The sequence below is a fragment of the Dictyobacter halimunensis genome (genome assembly GCF_036245075.1).
Map to the genome: position 1 here is coordinate 1,384,542 of NZ_BSRI01000001.1, position 17,300 is coordinate 1,401,841.

General features: G+C 49.6%; 16 protein-coding genes and 3 pseudogenes. 4 read left to right on the forward strand and 15 right to left on the reverse strand.

Features of this window, described 5'->3' with window-relative positions:
* Positions 1-255: 255 nt before the first annotated feature.
* The 3 genes from AABA21_RS05555 to AABA21_RS05565 all read right to left on the reverse strand — a co-directional run bounded on the left by AABA21_RS05555 (position 256) and on the right by AABA21_RS05565 (position 4,296).
* On the reverse strand, positions 256-3,375 hold the full coding sequence (locus AABA21_RS05555) for a M48 family metalloprotease (protein ID WP_338248001.1): 3,120 nt from the start codon (positions 3,373-3,375) through the stop codon (positions 256-258).
* A 92-nt stretch (positions 3,376-3,467) separates the two neighbouring features.
* Positions 3,468-3,953: a hypothetical protein gene (locus tag AABA21_RS05560; protein ID WP_338248002.1), complete on the reverse strand. Its 486-nt coding sequence runs from the start codon at positions 3,951-3,953 to the stop codon at positions 3,468-3,470.
* A gap of 148 nt (positions 3,954-4,101) precedes the next feature.
* On the reverse strand, positions 4,102-4,296 hold the full coding sequence (locus AABA21_RS05565; RefSeq protein ID WP_338248003.1) for a hypothetical protein: 195 nt from the start codon (positions 4,294-4,296) through the stop codon (positions 4,102-4,104).
* Positions 4,297-4,590: 294 nt separating this feature from the next.
* On the opposite strand from AABA21_RS05565, the gene AABA21_RS05570 reads away from it, so the two are divergent.
* On the forward strand, positions 4,591-5,067 hold the full coding sequence (locus AABA21_RS05570; protein WP_338248004.1) for a GNAT family N-acetyltransferase: 477 nt from the start codon (positions 4,591-4,593) through the stop codon (positions 5,065-5,067).
* 86 nt (positions 5,068-5,153) lie between these two features.
* Here AABA21_RS05570 and AABA21_RS39270 read toward each other — a convergent pair whose 3' ends face one another.
* Positions 5,154-5,360, reverse strand: a complete 207-nt coding sequence (locus tag AABA21_RS39270) for a helix-turn-helix domain-containing protein (protein WP_420917097.1) — start codon at positions 5,358-5,360, stop codon at positions 5,154-5,156.
* A gap of 93 nt (positions 5,361-5,453) precedes the next feature.
* On the opposite strand from AABA21_RS39270, the pseudogene AABA21_RS05575 reads away from it, so the two are divergent.
* Positions 5,454-6,431 (forward strand): annotated as a pseudogene (locus AABA21_RS05575) (nuclease/transposase family protein); the annotation flags it as partial.
* 18 nt (positions 6,432-6,449) lie between these two features.
* On the opposite strand, the gene AABA21_RS05580 reads toward AABA21_RS05575, so the two are convergent.
* The 3 genes from AABA21_RS05580 to istA form a co-directional block, all read right to left on the reverse strand.
* The gene (locus AABA21_RS05580; protein ID WP_338246816.1) at positions 6,450-8,063 is read right to left on the reverse strand and encodes an ISL3 family transposase; all 1,614 of its coding nucleotides are present in this window, start codon (positions 8,061-8,063) and stop codon (positions 6,450-6,452) included.
* 205 nt (positions 8,064-8,268) lie between these two features.
* A complete protein-coding gene (istB, locus tag AABA21_RS05585) occupies positions 8,269-9,072 on the reverse strand; it encodes an IS21-like element helper ATPase IstB (RefSeq protein ID WP_338246817.1) in 804 nt (267 codons plus the stop codon).
* The gene (istA, locus tag AABA21_RS05590; protein ID WP_338246819.1) at positions 9,069-10,319 is read right to left on the reverse strand and encodes an IS21 family transposase; all 1,251 of its coding nucleotides are present in this window, start codon (positions 10,317-10,319) and stop codon (positions 9,069-9,071) included. Before istA ends, istB begins: the two co-directional genes overlap by 4 nt.
* 160 nt (positions 10,320-10,479) lie before the next feature.
* Between istA and AABA21_RS05595 the strand changes: the two genes are divergently transcribed.
* Together AABA21_RS05595 and AABA21_RS05600 are read left to right on the forward strand one after the other, a co-directional pair.
* Complete coding sequence (locus AABA21_RS05595) at positions 10,480-10,941, forward strand: zinc ribbon domain-containing protein (protein WP_338248005.1); 462 nt, start codon at positions 10,480-10,482, stop codon at positions 10,939-10,941.
* Between the two features lie 300 nt (positions 10,942-11,241).
* Positions 11,242-12,123: a DinB family protein gene (locus tag AABA21_RS05600; protein ID WP_338248006.1), complete on the forward strand. Its 882-nt coding sequence runs from the start codon at positions 11,242-11,244 to the stop codon at positions 12,121-12,123.
* A gap of 446 nt (positions 12,124-12,569) precedes the next feature.
* Here AABA21_RS05600 and AABA21_RS05605 read toward each other — a convergent pair whose 3' ends face one another.
* From AABA21_RS05605 to AABA21_RS05635, 8 genes and pseudogenes are all read right to left on the reverse strand, one after another.
* A complete protein-coding gene (locus AABA21_RS05605) occupies positions 12,570-13,835 on the reverse strand; it encodes an RNA-guided endonuclease InsQ/TnpB family protein (RefSeq protein ID WP_338248007.1) in 1,266 nt (421 codons plus the stop codon).
* Positions 13,795-13,905 (reverse strand): annotated as a pseudogene (locus AABA21_RS39275) (IS607 family transposase); the annotation flags it as partial. The gene AABA21_RS05605 and the pseudogene AABA21_RS39275, both read right to left, overlap by 41 nt.
* Positions 13,906-14,949 carry a hypothetical protein gene (locus AABA21_RS05610; RefSeq protein ID WP_338248008.1) on the reverse strand — a complete coding sequence of 348 codons (1,044 nt, stop codon included), beginning with the start codon at positions 14,947-14,949 and terminating at the stop codon, positions 13,906-13,908. It abuts the pseudogene before it with no gap.
* A 222-nt stretch (positions 14,950-15,171) separates the two neighbouring features.
* A pseudogene (locus AABA21_RS05615) lies at positions 15,172-15,699 on the reverse strand (IS607 family transposase); the annotation flags it as partial.
* Between the two features lie 9 nt (positions 15,700-15,708).
* The gene (locus AABA21_RS05620; RefSeq protein WP_338248010.1) at positions 15,709-16,098 is read right to left on the reverse strand and encodes a nucleoside/nucleotide kinase family protein; all 390 of its coding nucleotides are present in this window, start codon (positions 16,096-16,098) and stop codon (positions 15,709-15,711) included.
* Positions 16,099-16,172: 74 nt separating this feature from the next.
* Positions 16,173-16,424 carry a hypothetical protein gene (locus tag AABA21_RS05625; RefSeq protein ID WP_338248011.1) on the reverse strand — a complete coding sequence of 84 codons (252 nt, stop codon included), beginning with the start codon at positions 16,422-16,424 and terminating at the stop codon, positions 16,173-16,175.
* Entirely contained in the window at positions 16,425-16,688 is a 264-nt protein-coding gene (locus tag AABA21_RS05630; protein WP_338248012.1) for a nucleotidyltransferase domain-containing protein, read from the reverse strand.
* Positions 16,689-16,715: 27 nt separating this feature from the next.
* A complete protein-coding gene (locus tag AABA21_RS05635) occupies positions 16,716-17,228 on the reverse strand; it encodes a P-loop nucleotide/nucleoside kinase family protein (protein ID WP_338248013.1) in 513 nt (170 codons plus the stop codon).
* Positions 17,229-17,300: the final 72 nt, after the last annotated feature.

Below are 17,300 nucleotides of genomic sequence, written 5' to 3' on the forward strand. Positions count from 1 at the left end.
GAACCTGCTCGCCGATGAAGTTGAGAAACTCATCCACCACTTTATGATTGGCTTGCAAGCAAGCCACCTGGCACTCTTCGGAAAACATCACAGGCGTTGTATCATGGAGACCTGCGAAGGAGTGCTTTTGGGATGTCAAGAAAGGAAAATAAATCACATGGAAAGCGAATTAGATAAAAACGATGGAATCTACATAACCTGGAGCCTTTACAGCAAATCTTGATGTTTTAGGAATTTGAACGGGATAATATTTACTCACTGATTGGCTAACTGATAAAGGGGAGGATTACCCAGTGCCCAAATCCTCACATCACGATATGTTACATCTGTGGGTTTATTGATAGCTGTCGCCACACATCCAACAAAACCGGCCGAATATTTGTTATCTTGCACATGATTAAGTTCGTGATGATTAACGTAGAGGGTGATGGCGTTTCCGATGACAACGACTGCTATGGTATTGATTTGTCCTTGTCCCTTCTCTATCGCAGATAAGCAGCACCTTTCTAAGAGTTGCACCGGCCCGCTCACGCCGTCTCCATCACTACGCGAAAGAGCATATGAGCCATCACGAGCAAGCAAAAAGCTATAATAAGTATTATCTAGCGTGTTGGCACGAAAAATAATACCACCTAAGCCACTATCGTTACTTGTTGTAATGGTCATCTTAACCTCATAAATGAAATCTCGCACTACCAACTGATGGTTGATACAGGTACTGCCAAGAGCCAGTTGATTCTGGGTGACGTGATACACGCCATTAGCAAACTGACAATAAGGGGTAGTATCCCACCATTTCTTTGACAGCTCGCTTGTACTACTAAGAGAATCGCTGAGCACTAATTTTCCCCGGTATGGAGCGTAAGGAGTTACAGGGAGAGGCGCGGACGTGGAAACTCCTTGTTGAATCTGTGGTGCAGCTAATAGAGGATTAGCCATAAACGAAAAGAAGGCGGAACAGCACCCGATGAGTATAACCATAGCTACACATATCATAAGTATAGGGGTGCGCATTTTGTCTGACCATAGAGATAATGCTTCCCGACGCAGATTCTTTGAAGCAGCTCCCCGCATTTGATGTGGAGAGAGCGCGGGCAGCGCCTCTATACGTATAGCCTGATATACCGATCGCTTCGATTCTCTAATCTTTCCCACCACAAGAGCAACAATACATACAACTGGGAGAGCGACGAGTGCCCCACCAGTGACAAAAAAGCCGATCATCACGGAGATCGAGGTTAAAAGAGCCGCGAGATCTAGCTTTGGCCTCAAAAAAATTTCCCCAATCACAATATAAGCAATAACCATAAAGATTGCAGCAAAGAATGCTGCACCCAATCCTTGAAAGATGCCTGAGCGATGTGACATTCCTGCAGCAATAGCAGCGACGAAAACTTGGATGGTAATACCGAGAAAAACCTGAACGTAACCGAAAACGATAGAAAATGTACCACCCTGTTGAATTACTTCGGGGACCGTAAAGTGAACAATAAGACGCAGGCACACATCCAATAGAAAAAAGAGGGAACCACCAGCACCACTCAACATAAGCATTCTCCGCAAATTTAAAGGCGAAGAAAAGGGGAACACCAATCGCTGCTGTGGATTCTGAAAAACCCAACTTTTTCCAGCAACTCTTGTCGACCTGGGCCAAAGCAGAGGGATACAAGGATAAGCCCAGAGAGCGACGAAAATAAAGAGAAAAACAGGGATCTGAGTCACGTCATTGAATAATTGGAGTATATCTACTCCAACCGGGAATGTCGCTTGCATCACAAAACGAATGCCGTAAAGCAAACCAATCCATATTGCAAACACACTACCAGTAATAGCAACACTCATCCAGTACAAAGGGAGCGGCGAACGCCGAGTGGCAGCAAATTCCAGCCAGGCGGAAGCGGCCGTCTCCATCCAGAGCATGAAAAAAAGTACGGTGATGAAGAGTGAGATACTCCAGGCAGTGTCAAAACTGAGGTGAGAAGGAACGTTTTGATTATACCTGAAGAACAAAGTAAGGACAAACTCTTCTAAAGAAATAGCCTGCCCCAGCAACATACCAAGTACTAAAGCCAACGATACACGACCTACAAGTTGCATTTTCGTTCCATAAACAACTTCGATTAGTTTCGTGTTAAAGATCGCGACCTGAATAATACCGGCCAGTAGAAGCCCAATGACTAATCCCGCTCCTATAACAGCTGCTGCCCCTGTTCCTCCAAAGCTTCCCGGTATGTGGAGCAGATAGAAAAACTCTGCGAAACTCGGAAAGGCAATCATAGCTGCTATCCCGGCACCAAATACATCCCAGAAATTTGCGCGCAACAATTTCGTCGAGTCCCCCAGAATGTCAATGCGTTCCTGAGGCGCTGGATGAACGCGCAAAAGCGTGAACCACCTGCTCCCGAGTTGTTGAGGCAGAGATCGCAAGATGGAAACAAACCTTTCAGTGCGACCATCCCACACAGATCCGCGTACATCGGCATACATCTCGCGCGCGCGCAAAACAGCGTTACGACTAAGATAAACTAGCAAAGTGAACGAGATGATACGCAAACCTTCGTTGAGTCCCGAGTGGTAGACAGGCGCACGGAAATATACATCTATATGTGCAGAAACGAGCGCGGTAAAAAACAACATAGCATCAAGGTATACGTTGAAAAGAAGCATGGGTGCAAGTGGCGCAAGAGCACCAATAACAAACGCCCACCAGATCGAGACGGTAAAATATGTCTTATTTATGTCCTTATTATAGATATGAGCGATTTCATGAAGGCAGGTCGCATGAAACATATCTCTATTTACATCGAACTGGTGGATAAGACCCGCAGATAGCACAATATAATACTTACCAAAGCAGCCAAAAGCAGATCCCGTCTTCCTCATCCTAGAAGGTTCCCATAAAAATGTTGGAGGCCGCACTATCTCCAGCCCATTACAGAGATTTGTCAGATATTCGATCAACTCTGGCTTATTAGAGGTCACTAGCGGTTTAAGTCGATGGCGCTTTATACGGATGATCGGTAAAATCAAGAACATGATAAGAGCCAGGCCTACTTCAAGTAAAAGACAACCAAAAATCCATAGCGCTTCATTGCGATCAACAGGAGTAAGATAGCGATGTTCTGCGGCAATGTTTGCTTGTAAATCTACATTTGACTGCGTTGGATGCGCACTCTTAACGATAGAGTAATCACGAATGGCTATGGCAGTAAGCTGTGATTTGCCTGGAAGCTCAAGATATATATATTGATATATGTATATACTGGCAGCGAGAATCGCGGCAATAAGGAGAATAAAACGCAAGGTAGTAGAAGATGGGATCGCGAAAGGGTTTAATCGCACCGTAGAGGGTGAGTTCAGTGGATTCGTTTGCATCGCTGGTCCTCCCTGCCATACACAGCAACATCAAACAGACTTTTTGCTGGAATCGACAATTGATGAAATCTATGCACCTCGACTAAAAGCACTCAAGGCTTTTTTGGAGGTTGAGACGTAACCAGGCCTGCAATGATAGAGTCTGCCAATTGCATCGCACGATTGTCAGACAGGTTATATGTTCGGGCTTTGGAGTATGCTTGTTCATGTATCCATGTCAGCTGCTCTTTCGAGAGGTCCGGCACCTGAATTATTTTCTTGCGATGTGTTCCAAACAGCTTCTTGACCCTCTCAACGATCCTATCCACTAACGATGCCGCGCTCTTCTCCGCGATCGCTGTGATAACAGCATCAGTAACCAAGAGCACAACAGGTGTCAAAAGCGTGGCGACTTCGGCCGGACCAAACCCCAGGAGATCTTCACCACCTTCATTCTGCTTTTTGAGAAACTTCTCCGGATTGTGCTGGAATACTTCAACAATCCCTGGTAAAAGAGGCAGTTCTTCGGGAGCATACTGTGTAATAAAGGTGCTTGTAACAGTAATTGTGAATTGATCCTGGTCTAGTGTTACCATCATTTCCTCCCTGTGATTAGGCAACCTGGACATAGCTCATAATTACACGAAATACATGCACATTCTTCAATACATGGAGTCTCCAGCACCCGAAACATGAAAATCATGAATCGCTTATACTTACTCCTATTGCATATTATAACTTATTCTTTCAAGAAAGTGAGCCACTTAAGACACGGATATTCGGGGAACCATGGGAATCAACCAGCGGATACCCCAACCGAGCAGCCAAGGTCGAGACCCACGGACCAATGGCTGCTTGATCATCTACCGACACCTGAATGCTTTTTGATGCATACGTTCCCTGTAGCGCGGGACGTACAATAATAAGCTGACGCAGTGCCATCTCTGTTTTTTTATTCCTCCTCTTCCTCCTGATACCTGCCAATGCATTCCTCAAAAGGACAATCAACACGAACAAGTATAAGAAAAGCGGGGGTAACACAGAGGCAGGACAGGGGTAGATAGGGGTAGCTACGCGCCCGAATAGCATCCCACGGAAATGATAGAGCATACAGACACAATCTGGAGAAAAAAGCAGGTCGTATTTTGGGCAGAGTCTTGCCAGAGCAAACAGATCCATATAAGCTAGAGGTGTAAGAAAGCAACCATATTTTTTAGAGTGAAAGAAAGAGCATTTATGAGGATTCGACAATATCAGCAGGCTGACAAGAGTGCCGTCTGGGCTCTTCATAAAGCGGCCCTCCATGGTACTGGAGCCGATTTGGAAGATGGGCAGTGGGATGCGGATCTATTTCAGATAGAAGAGGTATACCTCAATAATCAGGGAGAATTCCTCGTTGGCGAGATCGAGAACCGTATTGTTGCCATGGGGGCCATCAAAAAGATAACCTCGACACGTAGTGAAATCAAACGCATGAGGGTGCACCCTGACTTTCAAAAACGCGGACTGGGGCAGATGATGCTGACACAATTGGAAGCTCGCGCCATAGCGCTGAGCTATCAGGTACTTCAGTTAGATACCACAACGCTTCAGGTAGCAGCCCAACAGCTTTACCGCAAAAATGGCTTCGTCCAACTTGAGACAATAGAGATCGTCAAAGGGCTCACCGTCCTATTCTTTAAGAAAGATCTCCTACCACTTCCTGATGAATAATTGTATAAGAGGAAAAAGGCTCAATTTGACACATGGGGCTTTAGCCCGCCGCCAGCCGCCTTTTGAAGGCGTGCGGTGAGGCGTGCTCAGGCTTTCGTTCGTGGCCCCTTTGGGCCTGGCTTGCGTGGTTTGGCAAGAAAAGCCTCAAGAGAATCGGTATAGATCAGCCAATCTCTGACCACTTGAAACCCTTCGAGCTTGCCTTGTCTGAGCAGAAGCGTCATATAACTGGGTGACAAGCCCGAGCGTTCAGCCGCTTGTGTTGTCGTGAGATACGGTCTCTGTTGTTCCATACCCACAGTGTACCACGAATATTTCTTTCTTGACAAATTACTCGTGCAGATAGTATAATACGCCTAGCGCGAGTGATATAAAAGGAGCGAGAAATAGCGCAGGCGACGACCACCATCAGGCACGTTATGAGCTATCAACCCCATCATGGTGACTGGTTTGCCTCCAACCAGGCTCTTTTCAATCAGGTTGCTGCCTTTTATTTTGATGTGATTCAAAAGCATATCATGGTGCTCGATCATCCAAAAAAAGAAGCCTTGACCATTCTTGAAACGCTTACCCATACCACACAACGCAACCCCAACCCTGCCATGCCTCTTTCAGACATTGCCCAAGATATTCCTGCCTATTTTCGCCGAGCAGCCATTCATGCCGCATTAGGTTCTGCGCACTCCTTTCACACGCACCTTCAGAAATGGAAACAACGAAAAGAGAAATTTCTAGCCAAAGGCAAGACGTTTCATGAGCGTCCACCCGTGCCCCCGCGCACATGGAACAAATCAGTCACATTGTATCAAGGCATGTGGAAGGAACGGAGCAACACGAGCATCATGATCAAGGTCTGGACCGGGGTCTGTTGGAGCTGGATACGCGTTCGCCTTATCGGGCGTGAACTGCCCCCTGATGTGGAACCAGGAAGCCCTTCACTGGTTCGGAAAGGCCATCAGTGGTGGTTACATACGCCTCTTGAGAAACAATTCCAAAATCCTGAAAAGATCGCAACGCAAGTCAACACAAATGCACAGACAAAACTATGTGCGATTGACCTCAACATCAATGAAAATCTCGCGGTGTGTACCGTCCAAACGGTCGAAGGTACGATCCTTGCCACGAAGTTCATCAAGGGTGGCAAAGAGATATCCGGCTTTAGGAAGAGGCAGTTGGGCCGTATCGCACGCAACCGATCTCGGACAGGCATCATAGCAGAAGGCCAACAAGACAATGCAGACCTCTGGAAAAAGATACGCCAGGTGGATGAGCAATGCGCCCATCGTATCAGTGCGCGCATTGTCCAGTTTGCCCAACAGCATCAAGCCACCATCCTGGTGTTTGAACACCTGGGCAATTGTCAATGCCGATGTAGTCGCGGCTCATGAAACTTTTTGGTGAAGCATTTTTTTTCGGAGCAGAGAGAAGCTCGCTCGTCCATACATGAGCCTTTTGTGCGTTTTGATTTTGTTCACAGCGCCTTCTACTGGACCTTGACTCCATTCATAGGTCAATCCTGCTCGTACTGCATCATAATCTCGGTCAATCCCATTGACAAAACTGACGAGTTCTTGAATCTTACTTTCACGGACTTCTTTCATCCATCCGTTCAACAGATCAGGCTTCAGCCCACGTACCATACGAAGAAATGATTGAAGGAAACGATAGAGTTGACCAACTTCTTGAGAACTCTCGAAAAGCTTCGTCAGGCCTTGTTTTTCTTCAGCGGTGAGATCGTCCTCTTTTTTAGCAAGGAGCCAGCGTAACTCTCTTGCCGAAAGCATTGAAGGCATTTTTTTTGTTTGAATGGATTGAGGAGGGTATTTCATGCCGGAAAGCCCCCGACGCAAGCGCGTCACCACATCTTTGACGATAGAGATCCCCCCTTGATATCCTTTTTCCTGTAATTCTTCGAAAAGCTGCTGTGCTGTGGGGGTCTCTTCATTCCAGCGTTGACAGAGATACTCATAATAAGGATCAAGCAAGCTGGGTTTTCGTGTGCGTGGAGCAATACGGACAGGGCCCTCTATTTGAAGATACTTCCGAACCGTTCCACGAGCCAGCCCGAGATCAACGGCAATCTCATGCCCACTTCTTCCCTGTTTGTGCATTTCTCGTACCTTTTCGACAATCTCTTGTTTTCTCTCGAATGTCGCTTGAGAACGACGTTCTTGCCTCCGTTGTTCATAGGTCGGTTTTTCCTTGCTCGCTGAGGTCAGCACTGGCGCAGAAGGTGCTGGAATGGACAATGATTGCCGTTTGAGGTAGCTTTCAACGGCATCTCCAAGATTTTTGCATACATGCCATCGATCCGCACACTGGATCGCTTGAGGAGCTCCCTGAGCGGCTCCATCGGCATATGCTCCACCGCGATCCCGGCTGACCACTTCGATTTCGGGATGCGACGCCAACCATGTTTTCACACTTTCTGCTTCCCGGTCAGGAAGAATATCGATGATCTCGTGTGAATCTAAATCGATCAGGACGGTACCATACCGGACACCACGCTTCCAGGCGAAATCATCAATTCCGACCCGTGTGATCTTGCCGACAGATGGGAAGGGGAGGAGGTGTAGAGAAAAGAGGACAGTCATTCTGGATACCTGAACTCCCATTTGTGCCCCTAAACGAGCACCACCATTCGCGTTGAAGGCGATCCCTATCGCCTGGACAAGTGTACGTAACCGAGTCGTCAACCGAGACGAGGGCTCAATCAATTCAGGAATGCGTTCGGTAAATACTTTGCGTTGACAGGAAGGATTGCGGCAAAAGAATTTTTTCACGGATAAAATGATCTTCACCACACGCCCAGTGCAAGGCAATTCCATCGGATGTCTCCGGTAATAGCTATGGATCGCCCGGGAAGACTGAGCACAGCCTGGGCAGAGGCACCAGATGCGCTTTGAGATGATGTGTATCGCCAGGTCGTTTTCTTCCTCGCGGATGGAAATGATTTCCAATCCATCAGGTAATGGGAGCAATGGAGTTGTTGGCATTCCTTTGCGACGTCTCCTCACACTTTATGAAAGAAGTGTAGCAGATTTCCATCACATTGCCAGGCATTCACCAAAAAGTTTCATGAGCCGTAGTCGCGAGCCGATTTGGAACTGGCCGCCCCGAGAAAACACATTTCCTAAACGCCGGCGACCAAACGCCGGCCACACGCAGCGCCAGACTGGATGATCAGAGCGCCGACGAACCTCATGCCGATGCTCCAACGCCGGCAGCTCGTGCGCCTGTGGCACTGAGCGTCGCCTCCGCAGGCGCCGGAACGCCTGCGCGATCCATCTGCCGTTCTTTCATGCGGTAACTGCGTCCATTGATGGCAATCACCTCAGCGTGATGCAGGAGCCGATCGAGCAGCGCCGTAGCCAATACATCGTCACCCAGTAACGTTCCCCAACTTGCGAAACTGGTGTTGGAGGTCAAAATGATCGAGCCGTGTTCATAGCGCGCCGTCACCAATTCAAAGAAGTAGCGTGCTTGCTCTTGCGACAAGGTGGTGTAGCCCACCTCATCAATCACCAACACACTGGGCGTGATGTAGTGGCGCAACCGGCTGCGCACCAGGCCAGGATGCGACGCCGTGGAGAGCGCATGCGCCAACTCGGAGAGTGTGGTGAACAGGACGGAATGGCCAGCTGTCAGCGCCCGGTTGGCCAGGGCCACGCTCAAATGGGTTTTACCCGTCCCCGGAGGACCCAGCAACACGATATTGGTGCACGTGCGCACGAACGACAGATCAGCCAGTTCCCGTAGCCGGCGTTCGGAGAGCGAGGGCTGAAATGAGAAATCAAACCCCTCGAGCGTCTTGGCGCTGGGAAGACGAGCTGCCTTGAGGCGCCGCGCGATCGCTTTCTGTTCCCGTCCCTCCAATTCGGTGGTCAGCGCTCGTTGCAGCAACGTTTCGTAGGTCCACTGCTGCGTGCTCGCCTCCTGCAACAACTGAGGCAAGGCTACCTCCAGAGAGGTCAGATGCAACTGGTGGTAGATACTCTGCTTCATGCCAAGACCTCCTGCACGGGTTCAATGCGAGCATACTGATCATATTCCTGCAGCGAACGGTTCGCCACATCAGGTGCTGGCTGCAGATGGCCGACTGGCGCCGGCGTGCGCCGTTGCGCTGAAACGGAGGGGACAGTCGTCCACTGATCTGGATGCGGCACGCTCTCCTGAGATCGCGGTCGCTTCTCAATCTCAAAGATCCGTTTCCCCTCTGACCAGATGGTGAGCACCCCTTTGCGCTCCCGGACCAGGACCACGTTGCCCGCCAGATGCAGCGGGCCTGGGAGGCCGTAGAGGACGCCATCGTAGGACACATAGCCATCCCAACTCACTTTGCGTTCCTCGGTCGCGAAGCGCTCCCAGGCAAAATCGGCAGGCAACGGCAACAACGGTTCTTCGGCCAGACGCTCGACCGGGCGCACATGCGTCGTCCGATGCACCCGTGTATTGATGCGTTCACACCAGGCACGTGCCTGACGGTTGAGATCATCGAGGTCAGTGAAGGTGATCCCCGCCCACAAGCTCGTTTTCACATGGCTCACCGAGCGTTCCACCTTGCCTTTCGTCTGGGGCGTGTAGGGTTTGCACACTCGTGGACTCACGCCGATCGAGACCATGAAATCAGCAAAACGTGGATTCCATTTCGGTTGGTTCTCCACCATCTCGAGCAGGACACTTTTCATGCGATCGGTCAGAGCGACGCGGGTGAGCCCGCCAAAGTATTCAAAGGCGTCCATCAAGCAACGAATGAGTGTGGGCGTATCGCACCGTTTGACGAACGTCACGAACCGCATGCGCGAGTAGCCCAGAATCGCGACAAAACCGTAGTACTTGCGCAGCACGCCGGCCTCCTCGTACACAAACTCGCCCCAATCAAATTGCACCTGGTCACCTGGCTTCGTCTCGTAACGCTGTACGGGGGCATGCCCAGCCACCGCTGGCCGAAGAGGATGGACAAACTCCTTGAGAATACTGATGCCACCGGTGTAACCCATCTTCTGTAATCGCACAAAAATGACCTCACAATTGGTGCAGTGGTCTTGAGTGACCCATCGCGTGATCTGCTCGTGAAAAGGAGCAAGCTTGGAAGGCCGCGGTGGACGCGATGAGGACAATACCGCTTCTGGATGCTTGAGATATTTGCGCACGGTGGTGCGTGAAATCTTCAACTCCTGCGCAATTTCCTGCACAGATTTGCCTTGATGAAAAAGATCATGTATGGTTAACACTGTCTGACTCCTAAGCATGGGTGGATCTCCTGAGGGTGTTTTGGATTTTCCTCAGAATACCGCCCTTCTTGGGGGTCGGTCAATTTTCACCGGCTCAGTATACACCCGGCGCTAACACAATCTTAAGCCTGCCAAGGGCACGTATAGCCGTAGGGGCAACACCAAACGGGCCTACTGGATGAAAGGGCGTATCTTCACCTACACCAAATATAAGGCATACACCATGGGGATGCTGACCAGTCGAGTCAGCCCAAAGAATACGAGTCGGGAATGTGCCTGGTGCCATCACCTGATTGCTCGTTACCATACAGGCCACCCAGCCGAAGGATACACGCCTGGTGCGCCCTTGGCTTTCTGCCCGTGCTGTGGGATGAAGGGGAATGCAGATAGAAATGCCAGTTTGGTCATCGGTCAACGCTTACGAAAACGGTATGACCCACAGGAAAAGCCTCAAGCTCTTCGGAGGGTGTTGAAAAACACAGGTGTTGCTGTCTCCCAGGACGCCGGATGTGAAGAAGGACCATCTATCCTTATCGCAGGGCATGGAGACACCAACGAGCATGGCATCGCTCAAGATGCAGTGTTCAGGATGGATGAACACCCATCGGATATTCCTCACCAACTACGGTTTCTCTTTTGAGACGTAGCTATGCTACCTATTCTCTTGAAGCCGCGTACGTAGGAGTGTCAGAAGCTGCGGGGCTTGTAGCCCCTGCGGAGTGTCACAAAAGGGTCGTATTACTATAGAGCATATTTATTGGGATCAAATCGCTCTATAAAGAAGGAAGTGTGCTTCATGCGCCTGCCGCGCTCGTACCTCTGCTATTCCCGCTCCCACCCCTTTATTCTTCATCTATTCCATATGGCGTACAAGCAACGGATGCTGCTAACACATCACTGTCCATCGTGCCCAAAAAGCAACAAACAGGAGCACATGGTTATGCAACACACCAACACGGTGCGACCACGCCCATGGTGGGCTCTTCCCGTGCGGAATCTTCCCATTAGTTACGCCTTTTATACGGAACTTCTCGGCTTTGGTACGACAACAACACCACTTCCTGATCACCTTGCGGAGGTTACTGATTTTGACGACGATCCTCTGCTCCTCATTGGCCCAGAGGCTGGCGATGTAACAACCTACCTGAATAGTCCTCACACAATCATGAAACCAAGGAGCACGTTGGGATTCTTCTGCCAAGACCTCGACACCCAGATGGCCAGATGGTCAATGCGTGGGCTCAAGGAGGTAGAGGAGGCTACAGCGCCATTGGGCGATCGCGCCCTGCTCATTCAGGATCCAGATGGGAATACGCTGCGTTTTACCACACCACGCCAGTGGACACCAGAAGAGATCGCCGCCTTATATGCTCAGGGACCAACGCGCCTGCAGCAAGCGTTGGCTGATATCACTGAGCAGGAACTGGACAAGAAACGCACCGATGGAGAGTGGAGTATCCGCCAACTGGTGCATCACATTGTGGATGGTGATGATCTCTGGATACATGCGATCAAGGCCGCTCTGGCTCGTTCAGGAAGTCAGTATCGCCACGATTGGTACACGCCAGACAATGCCTGCGCTGAGATGCTCGACTATGCAGGGCGAACCATCGAACCCGCTCTTTTACTGTTTCAGGCCCATCACGAACATATCTTACAACTTGTCCAGCATCTTCCTGACGCCCTTTCCCGCTTTCTATTGTTTGCGTGGCCCGATCAGGAACCCCATCCGCTCAACGTGCAACAGATCCTCTACAACCAGGCCGTGCATGTCGCTCTCCACTGCGAAGATATTCTCTTGCTTCGAAGCTCCAACCAGTAGTCACTTGACAGCAAGGCGTCCTACAAAGGATGTGTGCTCTTTTGCGGATATATAAGTAACTATTTGCGGATATATAAGTAACTATAAGAAGGCATATGTGCAATGGCAAGATTCCTTATGAATGCTTTCCCTGATATAAAGACTAATTTAGTCCATATCAACCAGCAATTTTTGCAATCCCTTCAGGAGGCACGTAGTTTTCAGTAAAACCAGTGAATAAGAGGCGAACGGTCAGCCAAATCGGTGAAAGGATACCAAGATATCAGGAGCTTCGCCTCTTCTGCTGTATATGCTGGACCGCTATTTCAACCAGTTCATGAATTGGTCTCGTACCATCGAGGATGAGGTCGTTGTGCTTGAATATGCGCTCGTTGATCGCAAGGTAGAGTTCCCTATACCCACCAGAGAGATAGGCTCGCAACCACTCAGTCAGGAGGGTATATCGATCATCTGGCTGTTGCATGACATAAGGAGGGTCGGTCAGACCTAAGAGACGACGCGCTAACGCGATATCGAGTGGGATGTCTAATGCGATCACAAAATCGATGAGATGTTTCATACTCTCTGCTCCGATTTTCGTATGCAAACATGTGCAAGCACACCTCCACACAGAATTTCGTTGTTGCTGCTTCATCCTCAACAGCCTCCATGCCGAAGCCATTGTGATCGCGATCTTGCCCAAACTGATAGTAGGAACAGTCGGGGTTTTGGCACACGAACACGCGATCCGCCAGCGTGATCTCATCCCATTTCCATTGACATCCATGGCAGAGCTTGGTCGAGGGGAAAAACCGCCCTACCTTCACGACCTGCCCCCCTCGTTGACCAACTTTGCTGGTGAACAGGTCCAACAGTTTGCCCAGGGCTGCATCAGAAAACGAGCGAGCCAGGTTGCGATTTTTGAGGAGCCCTTTGATATGCAGATCTTCAATGCCAATGATGCCATAGCAGTCTGCCAGCCGTGTCGTCAGCTTTTGGAACACGTCATCGCGCAGGCAGGTGATGCGATAATGCAAACGAGCCACCTGCTGTCGTGCTTTCTCGCGATTCTTTGACCCCGGTTTGCGGCGGTGGAGCCGTTTATTGGCTTGACGGAGCTTCTTGAGTTTAGTTTTGAGGAATGCTTGGTTCTCGAATTCCTCGCCTGTACTCAAGGTCGCTAATCGGTTTAAGCCGACATCCACCCCAACGGCTGCGGGTCGCTTCTGAGGAACTTCATCAGGGACTTCCACCGTGATGGAAATGAACCACCAATCAGCCTTTTTTGTCACACGCGCTCCGGTGATCTTGCCTTTGAAGCGCAGATTCTCCGCCAGATTGACCCAGCCAAGTTTGGGTATCCACACCTGATGGTCCTTCAGCTCAAACTGATCATTGGCCAGATAAAAGCTTGGTTTGCTGTTCTTTTTGCTCTTGAATTTCGGGCGGCGAGCCTTTTTCTCAAAGGAGGCCGTGAAGGCTTTGCCCAGATCGAGAAAGGGCTGATCGCAGGCGTTTTTCGTGACGTCCCACGTCCAAGGAAACTGTTCTCGCCGAAGAGCATTGAACTGTTTTTTGAGCTTGAGTGCGGTCGGCTTTTCCCCCGCTTGGTATTGCCGGTTCCACTCAGCCAGAGCCCAATTCCAGACAAATCGTGTGGTTCCTGCGGCTTTGGCAAAATACACGGCCTGCTCAGGCGTCGGGTGGAGTCTGATCTTGTGCGCCTTGATCATCCGTGATGTCCTTTCCTAAAGCCGCAGCTCTGATGAGGTTTGTATGGGAACGCAAGCTGTGAAGCCGCGCCTATCCTAATGTTGCCAGAGCATCAAGGTCAATTCTAGCTTTCTCAGCATCGGTAAGCAAGTCAATAAATCGCGGACGAACGCCCTTTCTGTTCTCATGATCACTTCGGCGATTAGACAACCTTCGGAGCAAAAGATTGCATCCATCGCAGTACCGTCTGGTTGTGCCTGGACGGGCTACCAACGCATCACAGAGAAAACACCCGATGACCGTTTTGTAGACTTGCTGAAAATCGAGAAACTTCTGGTACTTACGCTGAAGGACTGGAATGCCATCAATGTTGCTGTAGAGCCATGTGAGGTAAGTCTGTGAGTCCCGAATAGTAGGAAGTTGCAGCACATGACACACGTGGTTATTGGTCACTGTACGCCCCATCACAGTCTGGTTATCAGAACCTTGAGCTTTTCTCATGGAGAAGCGAACCTCTACAAGGGTTTCTACTGTAGCCTGAACAAGCTCCATCGTTTCACGGTTGCCACAGTAAAAGACTCTTAGCACTTTGTCAGTTGAGGTGTACACCGTTCCATCACCGTCAAGCAACCCTAACAGAAAGTATTGTTCAAAACCTTGTGGGATGGCGGGAACCCCTGCTTTACTTTTCTGAGGCGTAAATCCCATCTCAACCAGTTCTTGTACAATCCTCTGCGAACCGACATTTAATTGATATGCCCCGTCCTTTCTCTGATACACAGGCCGATCACCTTCGGGGTAAAACACATCCCGCAACGAAGATAAATCATCTTTCGAGACAAAAGCAAGCACGTTGAGAGGTGCATCAATAGCCCCGTCGGCCCACGCAAAACCAAGAACGTAGGCTTTTACAGGCGTGAAAGGATGGAACGAGAAGCCTGTTACATAGTTCCGCCTGCGGTTGTTTATGGCAGCTATCACCTGATCTTCAGGGTACATGGCGTCCCGTTGCTTGCCTTCTGGCAGGATGCGCTCTATCTGTCCAGCATCCACACATTTGTAAAGTCTGCTAACATCCTGACCTGCTACTATGAAAGCATCCCTTGCTTGCCGTGCTGTGAGTAACTTCCTCATAGCTCCTTTCCTCTTGATATTCTATTATCCAGTTGAAAAATTTCCTAAATTCGAAACCCATCAACTTTGAGTAAGGAGATCACTAATATCCGATGGCTTTATCTCTCGTCCATAGGCACGGCTAAACGCATCTGCAATCGCTTTAGCAGCGAGGGCTTGCACCGACGATCCCTTCTCTTCTCTCGATATAGTCCAAGTCTTTTTGCCCTCAATATTTTCAACCATTACCGCGATCAAATCTCGGACCAGTTCTTCTTCTGGTGAGAACGTTTCCCCATTGATGACGGTGATCTGGGTTCCATGTCGCTCGCAAAACTGCTCAAACCAGTCGTAGCCAAAGCGGACAAAACGATCCTGAGACCCAATGACCACGCGCGAGACTTCACCCAGTTCGATGTGTTCAATGATCTGATTAAATCCTCTCCGCTTGTAATTAAGCGCAGAGCCGATATCTTCCACCCACTGATCGACCTTGATTCCATGCTCCTGGCAGTACGCTCGAAGCGCTTCTTTCTGCATGGCGAGATCCTTTTTCTGACCAGGAGAAGATACCCGAGCATACGCAATCACCAGCCCTTGAGCCGTCGAAATCAACCCTCGATACTGCAAATATTGCTCATGCGTGTAGTAGCGGCGATTCGTTGGACTCCGAAACGCGGGCAGGATCCCCTTGCGATCCCATTTTTGCAAGGTGTTGACTGATTTTCCAATCAGTTTCCCAAATTGTTTCGGTGAATATGTATGCTCCATGCATACACATTAACATATTATCATAGCTTTTTCAATACTGTTGAACACTCTTTCGCGACCAAAGGGCTCTTCAATGACGATAAATGTCGCAGGTTCCAACCGCTCTCCGCTCCAATGAATCGTGATCGCCTCCCGCCGGCGCAAGGCTTCTAGATCCAGAACGAGTTGTGGCGTTTCCCACAAATCAGGGTCTCCCCCGTCTCTGGCCCACTGGATAAGGTTCTCGGGGTAACGTGTGGATGGGACAACCTGCGGTTTATAGTCATCAAAAAACAGCGTAGCCGCATCATGTAATGCATGGGCTAATGCTTTCACCAGCGTTGTTTTTCCCGCGCCCGAGGCGCCACTAATCGCGATCACAAAACAGGGCGATGCCATATCTCCATTATGGTATTTCATAGGTTTTTTTCGCCTCGCCAGGTCAACAAAATCATTCTGCGCCCTTACCATTATGAGAAGAAATGTGGTTACATTCAAAAAACAGTGAAGCGTTCGCGTAGGCGCGCAATATCGCTGATGTGCTTCTCGAAACGTGGAAGGTCTGGCCGCCATATGGGATAGTGTTCTTTTATTTCAATTTGAACCAATGGATTCACGATGGGACAGACAAACTCGCCAATGTGCCCACGATGCGACCCTAGCATCCCCTGTGGCCAGACAGAACCTTTCGCTGGCCCTCCTGCCACAATGACTTCCCATTGACTGTTGAGATCGACCAATGCCACCTAAATGCTTTCCTCACCTTTCGTAAAATCCCGTTGTGCGTCCGGCGGAGGTCCTTCCTGGGGACAGAAGCCCGCCTGTTCAAATGCTTCAGTCAAACGCTCAGCGTCTTTAGCCCAGGCAAAAAGATCGATGTCTTCATGCTCACGAGTGATCTGACCCAGAGCAAAATCGACTGCCCAGCCACCACGTATCCAGATCGGAATAGCCTTCATTTTACATATTTCAAAGGTCTCTTGCAGAAGTGCAAGCTGCCGGGTATTCATAAGAAGATTCTTTCTCCACAGGTAGTTCTATGCTAGCCACACCACGATTTCATTCAAACACTCATGAATTGGCTTGATAGTATCCACGACAAGATGAAGATAGGAAATGGGATAGTTTGCCTGAAAACCATGCAAGCGTCTATATACTTGAAAGCGATCCCAATCCGTTTGGTGATGAGCCGGAAGCCCAAACGCTTCACGACTGGTAATGCGACGCTTCCACAGTGTCTCATCCGAGCAGATGCACTCAATGACAATCAATGTTGCCTGTGTTTTCCGAGCAACAGCTTGAGCATGATCATAGCTCATGGGTGCTGTGAGGGGGCTATCACAAATCACACTGAGCCTCTGCAACAGCTGGCGGCAAGCAATGCGAAACATGATATCATACGCTACGCCGCCAGCTTCTGGAATCTCATCGGCCAGGCAATCTCTCGCATCATCCTTGTCGATCAGAGGCCAACCAAAATGCTTGCTCACAACACGGCTCAACGTACTTTTTCCACTTCCCGGCAATCCCTTCATAACGATCAACCACATATAAACGCTCCTCGCGTCGGCCTTTCCACTGAGAGAGAAGAAAACAAGATGCCTCATCTCATATGCATCAAT

Excerpts from the sequence above, each read along its gene's own strand:
- istA (WP_338246819.1), bottom strand. The coding sequence starts at position 10,319 with ATGCTTAGGAGTCAGACAGTGTTAACCATACATGATCTTTTTCATCAA.
- AABA21_RS05635 (WP_338248013.1), bottom strand. The coding sequence starts at position 17,228 with ATGTGGTTGATCGTTATGAAGGGATTGCCGGGAAGTGGAAAAAGTACG.
- AABA21_RS05600 (WP_338248006.1), top strand. The coding sequence starts at position 11,242 with ATGCAACACACCAACACGGTGCGACCACGCCCATGGTGGGCTCTTCCC.
- AABA21_RS05605 (WP_338248007.1), bottom strand. The coding sequence starts at position 13,835 with ATGATCAAGGCGCACAAGATCAGACTCCACCCGACGCCTGAGCAGGCC.
- AABA21_RS05570 (WP_338248004.1), top strand. The coding sequence starts at position 4,591 with ATGAGGATTCGACAATATCAGCAGGCTGACAAGAGTGCCGTCTGGGCT.
- AABA21_RS05595 (WP_338248005.1), top strand. The coding sequence starts at position 10,480 with ATGAAAGGGCGTATCTTCACCTACACCAAATATAAGGCATACACCATG.
- AABA21_RS05610 (WP_338248008.1), bottom strand. The coding sequence starts at position 14,949 with ATGAGGAAGTTACTCACAGCACGGCAAGCAAGGGATGCTTTCATAGTA.
- AABA21_RS05565 (WP_338248003.1), bottom strand. The coding sequence starts at position 4,296 with ATGGCACTGCGTCAGCTTATTATTGTACGTCCCGCGCTACAGGGAACG.
- AABA21_RS05630 (WP_338248012.1), bottom strand. The coding sequence starts at position 16,688 with ATGAATACCCGGCAGCTTGCACTTCTGCAAGAGACCTTTGAAATATGT.
- AABA21_RS05555 (WP_338248001.1), bottom strand. The coding sequence starts at position 3,375 with ATGCAAACGAATCCACTGAACTCACCCTCTACGGTGCGATTAAACCCT.
- AABA21_RS39270 (WP_420917097.1), bottom strand. The coding sequence starts at position 5,360 with ATGGAACAACAGAGACCGTATCTCACGACAACACAAGCGGCTGAACGC.
- AABA21_RS05580 (WP_338246816.1), bottom strand. The coding sequence starts at position 8,063 with ATGCCAACAACTCCATTGCTCCCATTACCTGATGGATTGGAAATCATT.
- AABA21_RS05620 (WP_338248010.1), bottom strand. The coding sequence starts at position 16,098 with ATGAAATACCATAATGGAGATATGGCATCGCCCTGTTTTGTGATCGCG.
- AABA21_RS05560 (WP_338248002.1), bottom strand. The coding sequence starts at position 3,953 with ATGATGGTAACACTAGACCAGGATCAATTCACAATTACTGTTACAAGC.
- istB (WP_338246817.1), bottom strand. The coding sequence starts at position 9,072 with ATGAAGCAGAGTATCTACCACCAGTTGCATCTGACCTCTCTGGAGGTA.